Below are 21,343 nucleotides of genomic sequence, written 5' to 3' on the forward strand. Positions count from 1 at the left end.
AAGTATTAATGTCAGAACCAAAGTTTATTCACCTTCGTGTACACAGCGATTATTCCATGGTCGATGGCCTAACTAAGGTTTCGCCATTGATGAAAAAAGTGGCGGAAATGGGCATGCCAGCCATAGCATTGACTGATTTTACTAACTTGTGTGGTTTAGTGAAATTCTACGGTTCGGCGCATGGCTGTGGTATCAAACCGATTATTGGTGCTGATTTCGCTGTGCAGTCTGCTGAGTTTGGTGAGGAGTTGACTAAGTTAACGGTGCTTGCTTCTGACAATGTTGGCTATAAAAATCTGACATTGTTGATCTCTAAAGCCTATTTGCGGGGTCATGTACAACATCAACCTGTGATTGATCGAGATTGGCTACTTGATTTAGCCGAAGGGTTGATTCTTATTTCAGGTGGTAAGAGCGGCGATATTGGTAAAGCGCTTCTCAAAGGCAATAAAAGCCTTGTTGATCAGTGTGTGGAATTCTACCAGCAGCATTTTGCTGATCGTTTCTATTTGGAACTGACTCGTACTGGTCGAGCAGATGAAGAAACCTATTTACACTTTGCGCTTGAGTTGGCACAAGAAAAAGATCTGCCTGTTGTTGCTACTAATGATGTTGTTTTTCTTTCTGAAGATCTGTTTGATGCGCATGAGATTCGAGTTGCGATTCACGATGGTTATACATTAGAAGATCCTCGTCGCCCTAAAAACTACAGCTCTCAGCAATATTTACGCAGTGAAGAAGAGATGTGTGAGCTATTTGCTGACATTCCTGAAGCGCTGGAAAACAGCGTAGAAATTGCTAAGCGTTGTAATGTTACGGTTCGACTTGATGAATACTTCCTACCTGCATTCCCAACTGAAGGGATGGAAGAAACTGAATTTTTGGTCAAGAAATCACAAGAAGGCTTAGAAGACCGTCTTGAATTTTTATTTCCTGATCCAACGATACGTGCCGAGCGCCGACCTGAATACGATGACCGCCTAAAAATAGAACTCGAAGTAATCAACAATATGGGCTTCCCTGGTTACTTCCTGATCGTAATGGAATTTATCCAGTGGTCTAAAGATAATGATATCCCGGTAGGTCCTGGTCGTGGTTCTGGTGCTGGTTCACTAGTGGCGTACGCACTTAGCATTACCGATCTTGACCCACTTGAATACGACCTGCTTTTTGAACGATTCCTCAACCCAGAACGTGTATCGATGCCCGATTTTGACGTTGATTTCTGTATGGATAAACGTGATCAAGTTATTGAACACGTAGCGGAAATGTACGGTCGTGATGCAGTATCACAAATCATCACCTTCGGTACTATGGCGGCAAAGGCTGTGATCCGAGATGTCGGGCGCGTGCTTGGGCATCCGTTTGGCTTCGTTGATCGCATATCAAAGTTGGTACCACCTGATCCTGGCATGACGTTGGAGAAAGCGTTTGCAGCTGAACCAGCACTCCCTGAGCTTTATGCTGCGGATGAGGAAGTTAAAGAGCTGATCGACATGTGTCGCATCCTTGAAGGTTGTACACGAAATGCGGGTAAACATGCTGGTGGCGTGGTTATTTCACCAACCACAATTACAGACTTTGCGCCCATTTATGCTGATGCCGAAGGGCACTTTCCCGTTACTCAGTTTGACAAGAACGATGTAGAAACCGCCGGCTTGGTTAAGTTTGACTTCTTGGGTCTACGAACTTTAACTATTATCGACTGGGCGTTAGGTCTAATTAATCCTCGCTTAGAACGTAATGGCGAAGCACCGATCCGCATCGAATCTATTCCACTGGTGGATGAAGCGGCGTTCCGAGTATTGCAAAATTCGGAGACAACCGCGGTGTTTCAGCTTGAATCACGCGGTATGAAAGATCTCATCAAACGTCTGCAACCAGATAGTTTTGAAGACATCATCGCATTGGTAGCATTGTTTCGTCCGGGACCATTGCAATCAGGCATGGTAGATAACTTTATTGACCGTAAGCACGGACGAGAAGCGATCTCTTACCCAGATGAAAAGTGGCAGCATGAATCGCTGAAAGAAATACTCGATCCAACTTACGGCATTATCCTTTACCAAGAGCAGGTAATGCAGATCGCTCAGGTGCTATCTGGCTATACCTTGGGTGGTGCAGATATGTTGCGCCGCGCAATGGGTAAGAAAAAACCTGAAGAGATGGCTAAGCAACGAGCCACCTTCGAAGAAGGCGCGGTAGACAATGGCGTAGACGGCGAGTTGGCGATGAAAATCTTCGACTTGGTGGAAAAGTTCGCAGGTTACGGCTTTAACAAATCGCATTCCGCTGCTTATGCGTTAGTTTCTTATCAAACGCTGTGGTTAAAAACCCATTATCCAGCCGAGTTTATGGCCGCGGTAATGACGGCTGATATGGACAACACCGAGAAAGTGGTTGGTCTTGTCGACGAATGTTTGCGCATGAAAATCAAATTGTTGCCACCAGATATTAACTCGGGTCTGTATCGATTCAATGTTGATGATAATGGGGCAATTGTTTACGGTATTGGTGCGATTAAAGGGGTGGGTGAAGCTCCGATTGAAGTCATCCTTGAAGCGCGCAACAACGGTGGTCACTTTAAAGATTTATTTGACTTCTGTGCGCGTATCGATATTAAGAAGGTCAATAGACGAGTAATCGAAAAGCTGATTTATGCAGGGGCTCTCGATAGACTTGGACCACACCGAGCCGCATTAATGGCATCACTACCTGATGCGGTGAAAGCCGCGAGTCAGCATCACCAAGCCGAGGCTTTTGGTCAGTCTGATTTGTTTGGCGTTTTGACAGAAGCGCCGGAAGAAGTTGAGAATAAGTACACTAAAGTTCCACCTTGGCCTGAGAAGGTATGGCTAGATGGAGAGCGTGAAACATTAGGTCTTTATTTGACCGGGCACCCAGTTAACGCCTACATCAAGGAACTTAGTAAATATACCAGTTGTCGATTAAAAGACGCGACACCGACGCGACGCGATCAATCTGTAACTATCTCAGGTTTAGTGATCGCTTCACGTGTGATGACGACCAAGCGAGGTACACGGATTGGTCTTATGACGCTCGACGATCGTAGTGGTCGTATGGAAGTGATGTTGTACTCGGATGCACTCGAAAGATACGCAGACTTACTTGAAAATGATAAAATTCTTGTCGTTTCTGGACAGGTCAGCTTTGATGATTTTAACGGGGGGCTTAAAATGATCGCGCGCGAGATAATGGATCTTGGCGCTGCACGTGAAAAATATGCACGTGGCCTTTCTGTATCGATTAGCGAATCGCAAGTCGACAGCCAGTTTTTTGAGCGCCTTAGTGGCGTTCTAGAGCCTCATCGAGCAGGAACAATTCCTGTTCACGTTTACTACCAACGCCGTGATGCGAGAGCACGTTTGACGTTGGGAACAGAGTGGCGAGTAACGCCAACTGATGCTCTATTAGATGATTTAAAACACCTGCTCGGTTCCGACCAAGTAGAACTCGAATTTAACTAAATTTGGCACAAGTTGCCGAATCAAAAAGGATCGATAGATGAGCCTGAACTTTCTAGAATTTGAAAAGCCTATCGCAGAACTTGAAGCCAAAATCGAAGCACTGCGTGGTGTTTCTCGCCATGGTGGTGATTCGGGTGTCGATCTCGAGAAAGAGATTGAACAACTGGAGAAGAAAAGTTTAGAGCTTAAAAAGAAAATCTTTAGTGATTTAGGCGCATGGGAAACAGCTCAACTAGCTCGTCACCCTTTACGTCCTTATACGCTTAATTACATTGAGCACATCTTTACTGAGTTTGATGAGCTTGCGGGTGACCGTGCTTACGCAGACGATAAAGCGATCGTAGGCGGAATGGCGCGCATCGAAGGTCGCCCTGTGATGATCATTGGTCATCAAAAAGGCCGTGAAACCAAAGAGAAAGTAAAACGTAACTTTGGTATGCCTAAGCCTGAGGGTTACCGTAAAGCGTTGCGCTTAATGGAAATGGCAGAGCGTTTTAACATGCCTATCATTACCTTTATCGACACTGCTGGCGCGTACCCAGGTGTGGGCGCAGAGGAGCGTGGTCAATCTGGCGCTATCGCAACCAATCTAAAAGTGATGGCTGGATTGAAAGTTCCGGTAATTTGTAACGTTGTTGGTGAAGGCGGTTCAGGTGGTGCATTGGCAATTGGTGTGGGTGATTACGTCAACATGGCGCAATACTCAACTTACGCTGTTATTTCACCAGAAGGCTGCGCTTCAATTCTTTGGCGTGACTCTGATAAAGCTCCGCAAGCAGCAGAAGCGATGGGGTTAATTGCTCCACGCTTGAAAGAGCTTGATTTGATTGATGAAATCATCGAAGAACCACTAGGTGGCGCGCATCGTAATCATAAGCAGATGGCAGCAAACATCAAACAGACATTGCTGCGTCAGTTAGAAGAACTGGAACAGTTTGATGAAGAAGCGCTATTGGCTCGTCGCTACCAGCGTCTTATGAATTATGGTTACTGCTGATTCATTAAAAAGTAAACAAGGGTTGAGCATAGTCTCAACCCTTTTTGTTTTGGTGTAGAATAATCTAACTAACCCCTAATGTGTTGAAGTATGGATTCCCTATCTGCTGTATTTTCTCGTTCACTTGATGGCACCAAGGCCAATAAGATCGTCTTAGCGTTGAGTGGCGGAGTGGACTCGAGAGTGCTACTTGAGTTATTGAGTTGTTATCAAAGACGGTCAGCTATTTCTTGTTTAGCCGTTCACGTTCACCATGGTTTGAGTACTAACGCGAATGATTGGGCTGAGCAGTGCCAAAATTGGTGCTCTCAAGCGGGGATCGAGTTAGTGGTTGAGAAAGTGCAGTTATCCCCTCAAGGTCACAGCATTGAGGAGTGTGCACGCGAAGCTCGCTATCAAGCGCTGGAGAAACATCTCGATGTGGGGGATGTTTTGCTTACAGGACAACATAGTGATGATCAGCTCGAAACCTTTCTATTGGCTCTGAAGCGTGGAAGTGGACCTAAAGGCTTATCGGCAATGGCAAAAAAAATGCCGTTCAAAGGGGCAACCTTGATTCGACCGCTACTCAATGTTTCTCGTGAACAGATTGAGCAGTATGCCGTAATTAAAGATTTAGAGTGGGTTGAAGATGAGAGTAATCAGGATACTCGTTTTGACCGTAACTTTATTCGTCATCAGATTACGCCAATTTTAAAAAAAAGATGGATACATATTCACTCGGCGGTGCAACGAACCAGTGAATTGTGTGCGGATCAAGAGGCCTTGTTAGAGGAGTTGCTTAGCGATAAATTGGCGCAAGCAACGAATGGTGATCAGAGCTTATTGATCCCTTTTTTGGCGCAGCAATCTGAACGAGTGCGAACTCAACTTATTCGTATGTGGTTTGCAACTATGCAGCTAAAGATGCCGAGCAGAGAGCATCTCAATCGAATATGGCAGGAAGTCGCATTAGCACAGCAAGACGCTAATCCGATATTAAACCTGAATCAAGGTCAAGTTCGCCGCTTTTCCGGACGTTTATATTGGGTTAGTGCATTTGTCGATGTGACGGATTGGCAACAAGAATTGGAATTAAATCAGCCAGTAATTTTACCCGATGATTTAGGTTCGCTTACGCTGATTAATTCATCGCAAGGCAATCTCTCTTTATTGGCACTTCAAGAAGCACCACTTAACGTCATTTTTAATCCTGAAGGGTTGAGCGCACATCCTGTTGAACGTCGCCATAGCCGAAAACTGAAAAAACTGTTTCAAGAGTACGGTGTGCCGAGTTGGCTTCGTCGCCGTTTACCGATCTTAGTATGTGGAGAACAGGTGGTCGCCATCGCAAATTTATTTATTGATCAGCAATTTGTCGGCCAAGATTGTGAACTTATCTGGGACAAGACCTTATAACTTATGTGACAATTTTGTGTAAATAAAAACACAATAACTAGGTTGAATGAGCCAGCCTATACATAAGGAAGAACAATGAAGAAAATTTCTATTGGATTGGTACTCGCGATGGGATTAATCGGCGGTCAAGCGCTGGCGGCGGGTGATGCTGCAGCCGGTAAAGCAAAGGCGGCAGTCTGCGCGGCTTGTCATGGCGCTGATGGTATCGCTATGATTCCGGGATACCCACATCTGAAAGGGCAGAATGAGCAATATATCGTGTCATCCATTAAAGCTTACCAAACGAATCAGAGAACGGGTGGTTTGTCTGCCGTGATGAAAGCTCAAGCTGATATGTTAAGTGATGCCGATATCGCGAACTTGGCTGCATACTATGCAAGTTTGAAGTAAACCAACCTGATTTATTGATTTTTAGCCCGAGCAAAGACGCTCGGGCTTTTTATTACTTGGGCTTTTTATTACAGTAGCTTTTTGGGATAATGCGTCAAACAACGTAAGTTTAAGGGATGAACATGAAAAAAATTGAGGCAATTATTAAGCCTTTTAAATTGGATGACGTGCGTGAAGCTTTAGCAGAAGTTGGCATTACTGGTATGACAGTTTCTGAAGTAAAAGGCTTTGGCCGTCAAAAAGGTCATACAGAGCTTTACCGCGGAGCGGAATACATGGTGGATTTCTTACCTAAAGTTAAGTTGGAAATCGTTGTAACTGATGACGTGGCAGATCAGTGTGTTGATACCATTATTGAAACTGCGCAAACTGGTAAAATCGGTGACGGTAAAATCTTTATCACTAACGTCGAACGTGTTGTACGTATCCGTACCGGTGAAGAAGACGAAGAAGCAGTATAATCCCGATAAAGAGCCGTAAGGCTCTTTTGTTTTATGGGTCAAAAGTGAATGACCTTTGCTACACTCGATAAGGATATTTAACTGCATTTAGCTGGATAAGAGATATCCGTGTTATGAGAAAAAAAATATTAATTGCACTCCCCGTTATTGCGATCGCAGTAACCATAATGGCTTTCCAAATCATTTTTACGTTGCCAGATTCGGCTAAAGTATCGACATTATCTCAGACAGTTGAAGCCCCTGAGCTTGCTTGCTATCACAATCCATTACCCGATGTCATTGACCAAAAAGGTAAGTTGAACGTACTTGTGTGGAATATTTACAAGCAAAATCGCTCCAGTTGGCAAAGTGCATTACAATTTTTGGCGAAAGATAAACAATTACTGCTATTGCAAGAGGCAAGTATGACGACGGACTTGCGTGCTTGGATTGATAACGGAAAGTGGAGCGGTAATATTGTCGATGCGTTTAAAGCGTTTGATACTTCAGCTGGCGTACTCAATTTAGCCCATCAATTACCAAAGTTGGCTTGTGCTTATACTGAGATGGAGCCATGGTTAAGGTTACCTAAATCTGCCATATACGCGACTTACCCGCTCTCTAATGGTGAAGTGTTGGCTGTGGTCAATATCCATGCAATTAACTTCACTTATGGAACACAAGAGTATCATCGCCAGTTAAATGAGCTGACGAAAGCATTGTCGAAGCATTCTGGTCCGATGATAATTGCGGGGGATTTTAATAGTTGGAGCGAAGAGCGTTTAACTGTGATGAAATCGGTCTTAGAGAACCTAGGCGTTAAAGAGGTGCTCTATCAGCCGGACCATCGTAAGCAGTTTCTTAATGGGTTGCCACTTGACCATGTGTTTTATCGTGACCTAATACTAGAAAAAGCTAAGGCGCCAATCTCTGACGCCTCTGATCATAATCCGATAGAGATTTACTTTCATTTGCATTAACGAATATATGTTTTAAAACATTAGAAAATCGTTAAATATAAAGCCCATGCGGTAAAGTAGGCGACCCAAGGTAAAGCAGAAATCGCGAGCGCTTGACCGCGTTCAAATTCTGTCCATGCTCCTACAGCAGCATAACCCAGAGCGATATACCAAGGCATTAATAACGGGAATGCATTGGCAAATTCGAACCAATCACTGGTCATTGGCAGTTTAAGTAAACCGTTAAGGCTATTTAAATCAGCTGCATAACTTAATACTTGCCCATGCTTTAGTAGTGCACTGACATAACTGGCTAGATCGCCCAGTACTGCTGGGAAAATGACCACGCAGCTTGCCGCGAACCATTGCCAAAAGCCATGTTGGTGTTGGCTTGGTTTCGTAGCAAAAAAGAACCAGAACGCGAGTAAAACGATTGTCGTGATGCGCCCGAAAATATCTAAGATAATTTCGGATGCCATTAAGGTATTTGCGTCAAGCAACTCAATTTGATTCGGGCTAACCTGCTGTAGTTGAGGAATCAAGCTTAGCTTGAGCCACTCAAAATCAACCAAGTCAAAATAGGCGCCCCAAAAAAGGAAAGGGGTTACAAGCAATACTATGAACGGTTGCCAGCCCCACATGCCTCGTTGGTGCAGGGCGATAAAGCAAGCACTAGGCGATCGAAAAATATCGACTAGCATTGTCAAAGGGTTGCTTGATGGCGTCATACGCTAACCTTAGTTACATCGACATATAGTTTAAGTTTTTGACCGGGTTGTAGATACTTTTTCTGTTGTAGATTGTTCCACTTCACGACATCGTGACTTTTCACTTTAAATTTATTGGCAATACCACTCACGGTGTCACCACTGCGTACTTTGTAAAACACAGTACGAATGATAGCGCCATCAGAGCTATTTTTCCAAATAACCAGTTTTTGACCTATACGCAATGTATCGCGTGGTCCCATACCATTCCACTTGGCCAGTGAGGTATGGGAGATCTTATTCTTTTTAGCGATACTCCATAAACTGTCACCTTTACTCACAGTATGGGTTAGTTTGTATTTTCCACGAGCCGTCGATTGCGTTTTTGCCAATCGATTTGACGCACTTAATGTATAAGCTTGGTCGTCTTTGGTTGAAACTGGAATCAATAAGTGTTGCCCAATACGAATGTTGTTATTACTCATATTGTTCGCGTTGCGAATGACTTTGTCGGTAGTACTGTATTTACGGGCAAGCACGCTTACCGTATCGCCTGATTTGACCTTGTATCGAACGACCTTCATTCCTTTGCCGCGGTTCGCGTTCAATTCAGAATTAAACTTCTCCAGTGAACTTATCGGTAAAAGTAATTGAGTATTGCCATCTGGTGCGGTAGCCCACTGATTATAAGCTGGGTTCAAGCCTTGTAACTCGCGAACAGAAATACCAGCGTAGTTTGCAGCAATCGCTAGGTCTAGTTGCTCTTTCGGTTGAACAATGCTAACCACCTTTTTGTTAGCAATTGCTGGGATATCGATACCATACTTTTCTTGGTTGGCAATGATGTCGGCTAAAGCGAGTAGCTTAGGTACATAACTGCTAGTTTCTTTTGGTAGGTCTAAAGAGAAGAAATCAATAGGCTTGCCTAGCTTCTTGTTTTTTCTGATGGCACTTGAAACACGACCGCCACCGCTATTGTACGCAGCAATCGCATGTGACCAGTTACCATCAAAGCGTTGGCTTAAGTCCGTTAGGAAATCGAGCGCGGCATCGGTTGCTGCGGGTACATCACGTCGGCCATCGTACCAGAAGTTCTGCTCTAGACCGTACATCTTGCCTGTTGAAGGCACAAATTGCCAAAGACCTGCGGCGCTGCCATGTGAGTAGGCAAATGCGTCAAATGAGCTCTCTACGATAGGTAATAGCGCGAGTTCAAGTGGTAAGCCACGTTGCTCAATTCGCTCAGTAATAAGGAATAGGAAAGGCTGAGCGCGTTGTGAAACCGTTTTGAGATGATTTGGGTGCTTTAAATACCAAGTTCGGTAGTAATCCACTTTTTTGTGGTCTGGAATTGGCATGTCAAGTTGCATAGCGATACGTTGCCATACATCTTCTTGTGACTGAGGCGTAACAACTACTTTTGGTTCTACGGGTGTAGTCACCGATGGGGCTGGAGCTACCACAACAGTAGAATGTTTGTCGGATGTTTTGTCTACATCTGACTTTTGAGTAGTGGGCTGGGTAGATTGGCAACCGGCTAAAACCAGTGCAAGCACCCAGCTATGTTTAAATCGCATGGTACAGCCCTTATAAAAATTGGCTGCTGATAATACTTGCGACTTTGGTTATCTGACAAGCAAGAAAACGTTAAAATTCGTTCTTCCACTCACGTAACGCTGTAAAAATTGATATTGGATCAAATTGAGTAGTTCGGCTATTGACGGACTTTATGACACTTGGTTCATTAATGCGCAAGAATGGATTAATCCATTTTTCACGGCGAATTGTGCTTGGTAATGTTGGTCGATTTTGCGCACGTAAGCGGTTCACTTCATCGCGATAATCTTGTAACTGGCGATTGTCAGGTTCTACAGCAAGCGCAAAAGCGACATTACTCGCGGTGTATTCATGCGCGCAATACACCAAAGTTTCTTCAGGAAGGCTGACGAGCTTTTGCAAAGATTGGTACATTTGCTCCATGGTACCTTCAAACACTCGCCCACAGCCGGCTGAAAACAAAGTGTCCCCGCAAAATAGTTTGCCATCGCCCACGTAGCCGATATGACCGAGAGTGTGCCCTTCTAAGCCCAAGACCAAAAATATTTCATCAAACAAATTGATTTGATCCCCCGGGGTAACAGGATGAGTTAACGTTGGCACAGGCTCATCAGCAGGTCCCACAACATCAACTCCAGGGAATTGGCGGACCAGCTCTGGTACGCCACCGATATGATCATTGTGGTGATGGGTAATTAAAATTGCATCTAAAGTTAACTCATGGGCGTGGAGGTAAGCCAACACGGGAGCTGCATCACCCGGGTCGACGACAGCACAACGGCGATCGCTATTTTTGATCAGCCAGATGTAATTGTCGTTAAATGCAGGTATGCTTTTGATGTCTAACATGGTTGGGTCTCCATACTTCAAAGTGAGCTAGCTATGAAACCAGCACGCAGTGAAAAAAAACTTATTCAGCCCCATTCTTGGGCTCAATTGAAAAATGGTCAATGGGTTAACGAATCTATCCAAACTCGGCTTGATGAGTGGTGCCCCAAGCTTTTTGGTTACCACATGCTTAAGCTAGGTGGCTTGAGTTGTGAATTAACGAGCTGTAATTGCAATATTCAACATCAAGTTAACCTAGATATCCACAATCCATTGCATAATGTGATTGCAGATGGCTATGATTTACCCTTTTTAGAGAAAAGTTTTGATACTGCTATTCTTGCCCATCAACTTGATTACTGCAATGACCCACATCGCATGTTGCGAGAAGTGGATAGAGTGATGATGGATGATGGTTACCTGATTATTACTGGCTTTAACCCAATTAGCTTTACGGGGTTAGCCAGTTTGATGCCTTGGCGGAAGAATAACTTGCCTTGGAGTGGGCGGATGTTTACTCCAAGTAGAATTAAAGATTGGCTAGGAATTTTAAACTATCAGGTGATTGAGTGTGACCGATATGGACTGTTTCCAATGCAGCGCTCGCGCACGATGTGGACATGGTTAGAGAACAGTATCGGTGATTGGGCTGCCCCTTTTGGCAGTGTGTACTATATAGTTGCACGTAAACGGACCTATCCGTTAAAACCCATCAGACCCCACTGGAAGTTAAAACGAAAATTGACGCCAGTTGGCGTCAATTACAAAGTTTCATCCAAATCAAATTAATTTGGGATATAGCCGATATCTTCATCTGTAGGATTCTCGGCTGCGGCTCGAGCTAGCTCGTCACACATTTCATTCTCGCGATGACCAGCATGCCCTTTAACCCAGCGCCAGTCGATTTTATGACGTTGTGATTCACTGTCTAAACGTTGCCAAAGGTCGGCATTTTTTACTGGTTTCTTGTCAGCGGTTTTCCAGCCACGCTTTTTCCAGTTGTGAATCCACTGCGTGATGCCTTGACGAACATACTGGCTATCGGTGGTTAAAATCACTTCGCACGGTTCTTTCAAGGATTTTAATGCGACAATGGTCGCCATCATTTCCATTCGATTATTGGTGGTTAGTGTGTAGCCGTTTGCTAAGGTCTTTTCATTTTGCTTGTAACGCAACACTATGCCATAGCCCCCAGGCCCTGGATTGCCTAAACAAGAACCATCTGTGAAAATTTCCACTTGTTTCGTCATGATTTGATACTATAAGAGCTTGCATATAATGACTGATAGTCTGACACAGAGTTTGTAATGAATACCAGTAACAATTCGAATCAGCATCGTATCGTGGTACTCGATACCGAAACCACAGGTATGAACCAAGATGGCGGACCTCATTACCTTGGGCATCGTATTGTCGAAATCGGTGCGGTGGAGATTATTGACCGAAAATTGACCGGTCGGCATTTTCACGTCTATATAAAACCCGATCGTGAAATTCAAGCAGAAGCGGTTGAGATACACGGTATTACCGACGAATTCTTGCGCGATAAGCCAGAATATCGAGATGTGCACCAAGAATTTTTAGCATTTATTAACGGCGCTGAGTTAATTGCCCATAATGCGCCCTTTGATGTGGGCTTTATGGATTATGAGTTTGAAAAACTCAATCCAAGCATAGGCAAAACAACACAATACTGCAAAGTCACCGATACGTTGGCGATGGCGAAGAAAATCTTCCCAGGTAAGCGTAACAATCTTGATATATTGTGTACTCGTTACGGCATTGATAATTCTCATCGAACTCTCCACGGGGCATTGCTCGATGCGGAGATTTTGGCTGATGTCTATCTATTGATGACAGGTGGACAGACTTCTTTGCAATTCAACGCTGGTGGTGAGGGTGTGGGAGGTGAGTCGATAAAACGTGTTTCTGAACAGCGAAAAACGCTAAAGGTTTTACGTGCAACCGCCGATGAAATAGAAGCACATAACAGTCGTTTAGATATCGTGAATAAAAGCGGTAGTTGCCTTTGGCGTCAATAGGAGATCGGATGTTGAGGATAGGATTTGCCCTGCTAGGGCTTTTAGTCAGTTCATTGGGTTACGCAGCCCAGAGCTCCTCAATGTCGTTATTGGATAACCGCTTTCGAGTTGATCCCAGTATTAAACAGATCACATTTGTGATCTATCGTGCGCAAAACTCACAACCTGTGGTACTCGTTCGACCAGATGGAAAGAAATATTATTCTCATAAAAATGTTGAGAAGGTGCGTTGGTATCAAGAACCTTCGATGGATATTATCTCAATAGACAACCCAATGTCGGGTCCTTGGCAAGCAATTGGTAAAGTGACGCCGAAAAACAAGATTAAGTTGATCTCTCATCTTAAGTTATCTGCTGACGTACTGCCGGAACGATTATTCCAAAACGAAGAACTCAAGTTTACGGCACGATTAACTTCTGACGGTCAGCCATTGGTGCTGCGAGATTTTCTTGATCGGGTTAAGCTGAAGATCACTTTTACCAAGTTTGTTGAAAACGAAGAGTCGCTTATTAAAGAGGCGCGTCCCGTCCCCGTTGAAATTGGTGAGTTTGCCGATGATGGTCAACAACTGGATGAAAAAGCGGGTGACGGCGTCTTTACAGTAAAACTTCCCATATCTCCCCAGCCAGGTAAGTATCGGGTGCGAATCACATCAGGTAATGGTGTGTTCTTACGAGCTCAAGAGCAAGAGGTATTGGTATACCCCAATCCAATTGAGTTAGCATTTATTCAATCACGACAAGAAGATCAGGTACATCAAGTTATCTTCTCTGGCGAGCAAGGTATGATTCAACCGGGCAGTTTAGCTGCCCATATCGAACATACTGATGCTAAGCGTGAAGTTATTGCGGTGGAAGGTGTTGCGGCTTCGGAATATGCGATGAAAGTGGCAATGAACATTCCATACTCTGGTGTTATTGGTGAATACTCATGGATTGGTGACCTATTTGCTACCGATCTTGGTTCCGGACGTGAGTTAATGTTCCCACTTTCTCAACATACTTACAGTGTGGTGAAAGATATCGATTTGGCTGAGACTCGCCGTTTGCAAGAACAAGAGCGCATTAAACAGAGCAAGCTTGTGGAAGAGCAAAGAATTCAAGAAGCGCGAGATGAACAACGTAAGATGAGTATCGCGATCATTGCCATTGGTAATGTAGTGATTGTATTGGTGGGCTTGGTGGTCTGGTTTGTCATGCGTAAGATGAAAGCAAAGCGGGCTGCTATTCCAGAAATGCAGTTGGAAATGCCAAAGAAATAAGGTATCAACGTTTGCATCAACATTGAATTGACTAAAGAAAAAGGGCTGCGATTGCAGCTCTTTTTCTTTTTGTAGTAGTCAACTAGGCAACTTCTTCCATTGTCATTGGTTGTAACGGTTTCGCTGCCAGCTCTTGTGGCTCAAAATCGTCAACATTAATCACATACAAACGTTGCTTCTCAGCTTCAATAAGTAGCTCGGCTTCCTGTTGATTGATTACGCTCATCTCTAGACCTTGCTCGGCGATCTTATCTAACATTATAAATGGCTTACGTTTGCCTAGAGCTTGGCAGACTTTGTTAAACAATGGTTCAGCATCCAAGATCAGATGCAGTGCTTGTTCGATTCGGCCTGCTGGGTTGAACTCGCTGGCGGTTAGGTACTGGTTGCGACCTAAGCGAGAGCGCGTATCACTTGGCGTTTGCAGCAGTTGTGCTACTTGGCTATCTAACTTGTCATTTGGTGCTTTGCGTGTGCGACCAAGTGGCATAACAATAAACTTCACTAGTTTTGCTATCACTCGGTTAGGGAAGTTCTCCAGTAGACCTTCAATCGCTTGTTCAGTTTGGTATAGGCTATCTTGCATGCCCCAATGAACCAATGGTAGATCTGGTTTATTGCGCCCTTCAATATCATAGCGTTTCAGGGTAGCAGAGCTTAAGTAAAGTTGACTCAATACATCACCTAAACGAGCGGATAAACGTTCTTTACGCTTGAGTGAACCACCTAATACTGCCATTGAAATATCGGACAACAACGCAATGTTGGCACTATAACGGTTGAGCTGCTGATAGTAGCGTTGGGTTTCATCTTTTTCCGGAGAGGTAGATAAACGACCATCGGTTAAACCTAGCCAGAAACTACGTACTAGGTTGCTAATGGTAAAGTTAACATGACCTGCTAATGCGGCATCGAACTTCTCTAATGCATCACTGTTTTCTGAATAGGCGGCATCCATTTCAGTTAATACATAAGGATGGCAGCGAATCGCGCCTTGACCGTAGATGATCATTGAACGGGTGAGTATATTTGCCCCTTCAACCGTGACAGCAATCGGCGCACCTTGATAGCCACGCGCAAGGAAGTTAGCAGGACCGATACAGATCCCTTTACCGCCTACGATATCCATCGCATCGATAATGCAACTCTGACCTCTATGGGTACAGTGGTACTTCACAATGGCGGAAATCACCGAAGGTTTCTCACCTAAATCGATACCTGCGACGGTGAGTTCACTGGCTGCATCCATCACATAGGCATTACCTGCTAAGCGCGCTAGTGGCTCTTCGACACCTTCCATTCGACCAATCGGCTGTTTAAACTGACGGCGAATTCGCGCGTATGCACCGGTTGCCAGTGCTGCGGTTTTAATGCCGCCCGTTGCGTTTGAAGGCAGGGTGATACCACGACCAACAGAGAGGCATTCCACCAACATACGCCAGCCTTGACCTGCCATCTTCTGCCCACCAATGATGTACTCAATGGGTACAAACAGTTCGCTAGCCGTTGTGGGACCATTTTGGAATGGAACGTTAAGCGGGAAGTGGCGATTGCCAATTTCAACCCCTTTTAGATGGGTTGGAATCAACGCACAAGTAATGCCGAGATCTTCAGTATCACCAAGCAGGGCATCTGGGTCACGTAGTTTAAATGCCAGTCCTAAAACTGTCGCAACGGGTGCTAAAGTAATATAGCGTTTGTTCCAAGTAAGACGCATACCAAGAACTTTCTCACCTTGCCATTCGCCGTAACAAACCACACCATAATCGGGAATTGCTCCCGCATCTGACCCAGCTTCTGGGCTGGTTAAAGCAAAACACGGGATCTCTTTACCTTGCGCAAGGCGAGGTAAGTAGTGATCTTTTTGCTCTTTGGTGCCGTAGTGTTGCAGTAGTTCGCCGGGACCCAATGAATTTGGCACACCTACTGTCGAAGAAAGGACGCCAGAAACACCGGTAAGCTTTTGTAACACCAATGATTGTGCATAGGCTGAAAACTCAAGACCGCCATACTCTTTTTTGATGATCATGGCGAAGAACTTATGTTCTTTAAGGAACTGCCACACTTGTGGAGGGAGATCGGCAAGTTCATGGGTGACTTGGTAATCATTTACCATGGCACACACTTCTTCTACAGGACCATCTAAGAATGCTTTTTCTTCTGCACTAAGCTTCGGTGCTTTTATTTGCTGCAGCTTGTTCCAATCAGGTTTACCTTTGAATAGCTCGGCTTCCCACCAAACCGTGCCCGCATCGAGCGCTTCTTTTTCGGTTTGAGACATTGCAGGGAGGACCTTGCGAAACAGTGTTAATGCTTTCCGGCTGATCAATGATTGCCTAATTGATGGAATGGTTAGCACAGTGGAGGCAGCAAGGTAGAGAACCCAACTAAAGGAACCCAAGCCGCCCAGCAGTGTTAGCGCGACCATTGTCGTGGTCAATGCTGCTAAGGCGATCATTAAGGATGTTCGGTGATAGAGGCATATACCAAGTACCGCAGCAAAGCCAAGTATAGAGAGCAAGATATCCATATATCGATTTCCTTTTCAGACCGATTACTTATTTTATCGTCTGTTTTAATTTAGTGGTCTAACCAGTTAAATTGTAATCGACTTATTAACAAAATGTAAAACTCTCAGTTGTCTAAAAAGTGATCTAAGTAGAGTAAAGATTCTATATTTGTGTGGTAATGACCAATTTGTGTACGGGAAATCTCAAGAATCACCGAAATGTTGCCTGCTAACTATCGACAGTACAGATGGTTCGAGTAAACTCAGAACTGTTAGGGGTAGAAAATCCCCATTAATACTGATTTAAGAGAAGGCTTATGTACCAGGATTTGATTAAAAGTGAGCTAACTGAAGCTGCTGACGTACTGAACAAGTTCCTTAGTGATGATCACAACATTGCACAAATTGAAGCAGCGGCGAAACTGATTGCTGATTCATTTAAGCAAGGCGGTAAAGTCTTGTCTTGTGGTAATGGTGGCTCTCACTGTGATGCGATGCACTTTGCTGAAGAACTTACTGGTCGTTACCGTGAAAACCGTCCAGGTTATCCAGGTATCGCTATTTCAGACCCTAGTCATCTATCATGCGTAAGCAACGATTTCGGTTATGACTTTGTGTTTTCTCGTTACCTTGAAGCGGTAGGTTCAAAAGGTGATGTGCTGTTCGGTCTGTCGACATCTGGTAACTCAGGTAACATCCTTAATGCGATTGAAGCGGCAAAAGTAAAAGGCATGAAGACGATCGCGCTAACGGGTAAAGATGGCGGCAAAATGGCAGGGTGTGCGGATATCGAGATCCGAGTGCCTCATTTCGGTTACGCCGATCGAATTCAAGAAATTCATATCAAGATCATCCATATTGTGATTCAGCTAATTGAAAAGGAAATGGAGAAGTAATCTCCGTTTCAAACCACACGGTTTAAGTCAACATCAGGTATACCCAAGTGACTTCAAGATGCAGGATTCAGAGTCTTGTCACTGGTACCAGTTCAAGGAAAACAACGACGTGGAATAATCATCTATTTCCGAGTTGTTTGACGCAAAAATGGTTCCAGTGACAGACTCCCACAGGGCGAGTTTGTTAGGTTCGCAGACTACGTTATCGATTCTTAATTTAGAGCGACTAGATTTTCAAATCGACGCCTTGCCTGCAAACCTAACAACTCTCGCTGAACTAAGCATCTTGGGGTTACTTGGGTATAATCGTTTATCACATATTATGATTAACGATTGCTGATGCTGGTTGATTTAGAGGGAGAATAGTAAGCCATGTGTGAATTGCTTGGTATGAGCGCAAATGTACCAACGGATATCTGTTTTAGCTTTACTGGCTTAATGCAGCGTGGGGGAAATACCGGTCCACATCGTGATGGGTGGGGGATCACCTTTTACGAAGGCAAAGGCTTTCGAACTTTCAAAGATCCTAACCCTAGTTGCGATTCAAAAATTGCAGAGCTGGTACAAAATTACCCGATAAAAAGTCTCGCGGTGATTAGCCATATTCGTCAAGCTAACCGTGGTGCGGTGAATTTGGAGAATACGCATCCGTTTACACGCGAACTATGGGGTCGTTATTGGACTTTTGCTCACAATGGTCAACTGAGTGACTATCAAGATCTGCAAACTGGGCGTATTCGCTCTGTTGGACAAACAGACAGTGAGCTTTCTTTTTGTTGGTTGCTGAAGCAATTAGAGGAACGTTATCCAGAGCCGCCACAAGATATGGTTGGCGTATTCCGCTTTATTGCCCAGTGTTGTGACCGATTACGAGAGAAAGGAGTATTTAATATGCTGCTTTCTGATGGTGAGTATGTGATGACATACTGTACTAATCATCTTTATTGGATCACTCGTCGAGCGCCATTTGGTAAAGCGACATTGATTGATGAAGATGTCACGATTAACTTTCATGAAGAGACCACACCCAATGATGTCGTTTCAGTGATTGCGACGCAACCGCTAACAGACAATGAAAATTGGCACCGAATGAAGCCGGGTGAGTTTGGTATTTTCCATTTTGGTGAGTTAGTTGATGGCAACGAAGATGAGCTAGTGGATGTGGCATTTGCGCCCAAAAAAGTCGCGAGTCAAGCGCCAACAGAACCGCTCAACTAAACCTTCTATGATGTATAAAACAAAAGGCTGACGATATCGTCAGCCTTTTTCATGTTTCTAACAACAATAAAGCAATTAAGCGAGTTGAGCTTTAACGTGTTCAACAATATCAGCCATTGCCACAGCTGTTTTCTCACCGCTGCGGCGGTGCTTGTATTCGAAGTTACCTTCGTCGATGCTGCGATCACCAATCACGATAGTGTGTGGAATACCGATCAGCTCGATGTCAGAGAACATTACACCAGGGCGTTCTTTACGGTCATCAAATAGCACTTCGATGCCCATAGCTGTTAATTCAGCGTATAGCTTCTCAGCGGCTTCTTGAACGCGCTCAGATTTGTGCATGTTCATTGGTACGATAGCAACTTGGAAAGGCGCTAGAGCGTCAGGCCAGATGATGCCGTATTTATCGTTGTTCTGTTCGATAGCTGATGCCACAACACGTGAAACACCGATACCATAACACCCCATCTCTAGAATTGAGTTCTTACCGTTCGAATCAAGTACGCCACAATTCATCTTCTCAGAGTAGGCTGTACCTAACTGGAAGATGTGACCAACTTCGATACCACGCTTAAGCATTAGCGTACCTTGGCCACATGGGCTCAGATCGCCTTCAACGACGTTACGTAGGTCTTCAACTTGACCAAGTTCAACATCACGACCCCAGTTGATACCGAAGTAGTGTTTATCGTCAACGTTCGCACCTGCACCGAAATCGCTCATTACCGCAACGCTGCGGTCAACAATGAATGGCAGTTCAAGACCGACAGGGCCTAGTGAGCCTGCGCCTGCACCAATTAGATCGCGCATTTCGCCTTCCGTTGCCATCTCTAATGGAGAAGCTACTTGTGGCAAGTTTTCAGCTTTTACTTCGTTTAGTTCGTGGTCACCACGAACAATTAGCGCAATGATCGGTGCGTCGATTTCGTCAGATGCTTTAACAAATAGCGTCTTAACGGTTTTCTCGATAGGAAGATCAAACTGTTCAACCAATTCTGCAATAGTTTTTGCATTTGGTGTATCAACAAGCGTCATCTCTTGAGTTGGCTCAGCACGTTCAGCTGTAGGCGCTAGGGCCTCGGCTTTCTCGATGTTTGCCGCGTAATCAGATTCAGTAGAGAATGCGATTAGATCTTCGCCACTTTCAGCTAATACGTGGAACTCTTGAGAGCCACTACCACCGATTGCACCTGAATCAGCCAGTACAGGGCGGTACTCAAGACCCATGCGATCGAATGCCTTACAGTAGGCATCGTGCATTGCTTGATAAGATTTCTCTAGACCCGCTTTATCGATATCAAAGCTGTATGCATCCATCATGCAGAATTCACGTGCACGCATAACGCCAAAACGTGGGCGACGTTCGTCACGGAATTTAGTCTGGATTTGGTACAGATTTAACGGAAGCTGCTTGTAAGAGCTGACTTCGTTACGAACCAGTGCAGTGATAACTTCTTCAGCTGTCGGGCTTAGTACAAACGGACGAACATGGCGGTCAGTAAAGCGAAGTAGCTCAGGGCCCATTTTTTCAGAGCGACCTGTCTCTTCCCAAAGTTCAAACGGCTGAACAACGGGCATCAAAGTTTCGATTGCACCTGCATTGTCGATCTCTTGACGAACGATGTTTTCGACTTTACGCAATACACGTAGACCAGTTGGTAGCCAGGTGTATAGACCTGAAGCTAGACGACGGATCATACCTGCACGTAGCATGAGCTGGTGGCTCACTACTTCTGCGTCGTTTGGAGTCTCCTTCAGAGTAGAAAGAAGATAATTACTGGTACGCATTCAATTTATCCGTTTATTAAAGTTAAGACTCCAACCGAAATGGTTAGGAGTTTGGCGATCCCGCAATGGGAGTTCAATTTAGCCGTTTATAATATCAGCCAATCGTCTTTGTCAAAAGGGGTCAATGACGGTTACAGACACTAAGTTATCGTTTACGGTGAATTTAACATTCAAATTGAACAAGTTTACAGCGTATTCTTTGTTATCTGGTTTGTTTTTTTTATACGCTGGACGAGGATCTTGTGCCAATACCTGCTCAATCACTTGGCGTATATGGTGAGCATTTTCAAGCTGCTCTAAACTATCAACTGCACTTGGCAAAAAGCAAACAAGCGCTTTTTCGGGCTCTTGATTAGCGTATCCACCTTTGGCATCAATAATTGCATCAGAGTAGGGGATGTAAGGTTTTATATCCACTATCGGTGTGCCGTCGACTAAATCGACACTACCAAGTTCTAGGTAAAATTGGTCGCCTTTTTGGTGAATGCCTTTCAATTCAACCGCAGACATTCCAATTCCATTAGGGCGAAAAGTTGAACGAGTTGCCAATACGCCCATACGTTCATTTCCACCTAAACGAGGTGGACGTACGGTGGGTTTCCAGCCAGCAGCTAAATTTTGATCAAACAGAAATAATAACCAAATATGACTAAATTGTTCGATACCGCGAATCGCTTCAGCGCAGTTAACTTCACCGACTAACCTTACGCGCGCGGTGGCTGTAGGCACTAGACGTGGTTGTCTTGGTACGGCAAATTTCTCTTTATATGGGCTTTCGATTATGCCAATTGGGTCAATGGTATGCATGCCATTATCTCAGTGAAAAAATCCCGCACAAGATAGCACACACTCGAACTCAAG

The 21,343-nt window shown here is 44.5% G+C and carries 17 protein-coding genes and 1 pseudogene; 11 read left to right on the top strand and 7 right to left on the bottom strand.

The genetic code is table 11. From position 1 onward, the window contains the following. Positions 1-8 precede the first annotated feature (8 nt). The 6 genes from dnaE to L4C38_RS00670 all read left to right on the top strand — a co-directional run bounded on the left by dnaE (position 9) and on the right by L4C38_RS00670 (position 7,693). Positions 9-3,488, top strand: coding sequence for a DNA polymerase III subunit alpha (gene dnaE / locus L4C38_RS00645; RefSeq protein ID WP_428795603.1), 3,480 nt, complete (start codon positions 9-11; stop codon positions 3,486-3,488). 37 nt (positions 3,489-3,525) lie between these two features. After that, positions 3,526-4,485: an acetyl-CoA carboxylase carboxyl transferase subunit alpha gene (gene accA, locus L4C38_RS00650; RefSeq protein WP_428795604.1), complete on the top strand. Its 960-nt coding sequence runs from the start codon at positions 3,526-3,528 to the stop codon at positions 4,483-4,485. Positions 4,486-4,575: 90 nt separating this feature from the next. Further along, on the top strand, positions 4,576-5,883 hold the full coding sequence (gene tilS / locus L4C38_RS00655; protein WP_428795605.1) for a tRNA lysidine(34) synthetase TilS: 1,308 nt from the start codon (positions 4,576-4,578) through the stop codon (positions 5,881-5,883). 75 nt (positions 5,884-5,958) lie between these two features. Then, the gene (locus L4C38_RS00660; protein WP_428795606.1) at positions 5,959-6,273 is read left to right on the top strand and encodes a c-type cytochrome; all 315 of its coding nucleotides are present in this window, start codon (positions 5,959-5,961) and stop codon (positions 6,271-6,273) included. Positions 6,274-6,395: 122 nt separating this feature from the next. Next, on the top strand, positions 6,396-6,734 hold the full coding sequence (glnB, locus tag L4C38_RS00665; RefSeq protein WP_428795607.1) for a nitrogen regulatory protein P-II: 339 nt from the start codon (positions 6,396-6,398) through the stop codon (positions 6,732-6,734). Positions 6,735-6,847: 113 nt separating this feature from the next. Further along, complete coding sequence (locus L4C38_RS00670) at positions 6,848-7,693, top strand: endonuclease/exonuclease/phosphatase family protein (protein ID WP_428795608.1); 846 nt, start codon at positions 6,848-6,850, stop codon at positions 7,691-7,693. A gap of 20 nt (positions 7,694-7,713) precedes the next feature. Here L4C38_RS00670 and L4C38_RS00675 read toward each other — a convergent pair whose 3' ends face one another. The 3 genes and pseudogenes from L4C38_RS00675 to gloB all read right to left on the bottom strand — a co-directional run bounded on the left by L4C38_RS00675 (position 7,714) and on the right by gloB (position 10,785). Then, positions 7,714-8,400 carry a YIP1 family protein gene (locus L4C38_RS00675; protein ID WP_428795609.1) on the bottom strand — a complete coding sequence of 229 codons (687 nt, stop codon included), beginning with the start codon at positions 8,398-8,400 and terminating at the stop codon, positions 7,714-7,716. Next, positions 8,397-9,806 (bottom strand): annotated as a pseudogene (locus tag L4C38_RS00680) (lytic transglycosylase); the annotation flags it as partial. The pseudogene L4C38_RS00680 and the gene L4C38_RS00675, both read right to left, overlap by 4 nt. Positions 9,807-10,026: 220 nt before the next feature. After that, positions 10,027-10,785, bottom strand: a complete 759-nt coding sequence (gene gloB / locus L4C38_RS00685) for a hydroxyacylglutathione hydrolase (RefSeq protein ID WP_428795610.1) — start codon at positions 10,783-10,785, stop codon at positions 10,027-10,029. 33 nt (positions 10,786-10,818) lie between these two features. Between gloB and L4C38_RS00690 the strand changes: the two genes are divergently transcribed. Continuing rightward, positions 10,819-11,553, top strand: a complete 735-nt coding sequence (locus L4C38_RS00690; RefSeq protein WP_428795611.1) for a class I SAM-dependent methyltransferase — start codon at positions 10,819-10,821, stop codon at positions 11,551-11,553. Here the strand turns inward: L4C38_RS00690 and rnhA are convergent. Beyond that, entirely contained in the window at positions 11,550-12,014 is a 465-nt protein-coding gene (gene rnhA / locus L4C38_RS00695; protein WP_428795612.1) for a ribonuclease HI, read from the bottom strand. The genes L4C38_RS00690 and rnhA overlap by 4 nt on opposite strands. Positions 12,015-12,071: 57 nt before the next feature. Between rnhA and dnaQ the strand changes: the two genes are divergently transcribed. Further along, positions 12,072-12,806, top strand: a complete 735-nt coding sequence (dnaQ, locus tag L4C38_RS00700; protein WP_428795613.1) for a DNA polymerase III subunit epsilon — start codon at positions 12,072-12,074, stop codon at positions 12,804-12,806. A gap of 8 nt (positions 12,807-12,814) precedes the next feature. Beyond that, on the top strand, positions 12,815-14,068 hold the full coding sequence (locus L4C38_RS00705) for a TIGR03503 family protein (protein ID WP_428795614.1): 1,254 nt from the start codon (positions 12,815-12,817) through the stop codon (positions 14,066-14,068). An 82-nt stretch (positions 14,069-14,150) separates the two neighbouring features. On the opposite strand, the gene fadE is transcribed toward L4C38_RS00705, so the two are convergent. Further along, the gene (gene fadE, locus L4C38_RS00710; protein ID WP_428795615.1) at positions 14,151-16,598 is read right to left on the bottom strand and encodes an acyl-CoA dehydrogenase FadE; all 2,448 of its coding nucleotides are present in this window, start codon (positions 16,596-16,598) and stop codon (positions 14,151-14,153) included. A gap of 296 nt (positions 16,599-16,894) precedes the next feature. Between fadE and lpcA the strand changes: the two genes are divergently transcribed. Continuing rightward, positions 16,895-17,473 (top strand): D-sedoheptulose 7-phosphate isomerase, encoded by a 579-nt coding sequence (gene lpcA / locus L4C38_RS00715; RefSeq protein ID WP_428795616.1) that lies wholly within the window; start codon positions 16,895-16,897, stop codon positions 17,471-17,473. Positions 17,474-17,845: 372 nt separating this feature from the next. After that, a complete protein-coding gene (locus L4C38_RS00720) occupies positions 17,846-18,691 on the top strand; it encodes a class II glutamine amidotransferase (protein WP_428795617.1) in 846 nt (281 codons plus the stop codon). 75 nt (positions 18,692-18,766) lie between these two features. Here L4C38_RS00720 and L4C38_RS00725 read toward each other — a convergent pair whose 3' ends face one another. Both L4C38_RS00725 and tsaA read right to left on the bottom strand, forming a co-directional pair. Beyond that, complete coding sequence (locus L4C38_RS00725; RefSeq protein WP_428795618.1) at positions 18,767-20,482, bottom strand: proline--tRNA ligase; 1,716 nt, start codon at positions 20,480-20,482, stop codon at positions 18,767-18,769. Between the two features lie 111 nt (positions 20,483-20,593). Further along, positions 20,594-21,289: a tRNA (N6-threonylcarbamoyladenosine(37)-N6)-methyltransferase TrmO gene (gene tsaA, locus L4C38_RS00730; RefSeq protein ID WP_428795619.1), complete on the bottom strand. Its 696-nt coding sequence runs from the start codon at positions 21,287-21,289 to the stop codon at positions 20,594-20,596. Positions 21,290-21,343: the final 54 nt, after the last annotated feature.

The organism is Vibrio kasasachensis (assembly GCF_050337565.1).
Classification (GTDB): domain Bacteria; phylum Pseudomonadota; class Gammaproteobacteria; order Enterobacterales; family Vibrionaceae; genus Vibrio; species Vibrio kasasachensis.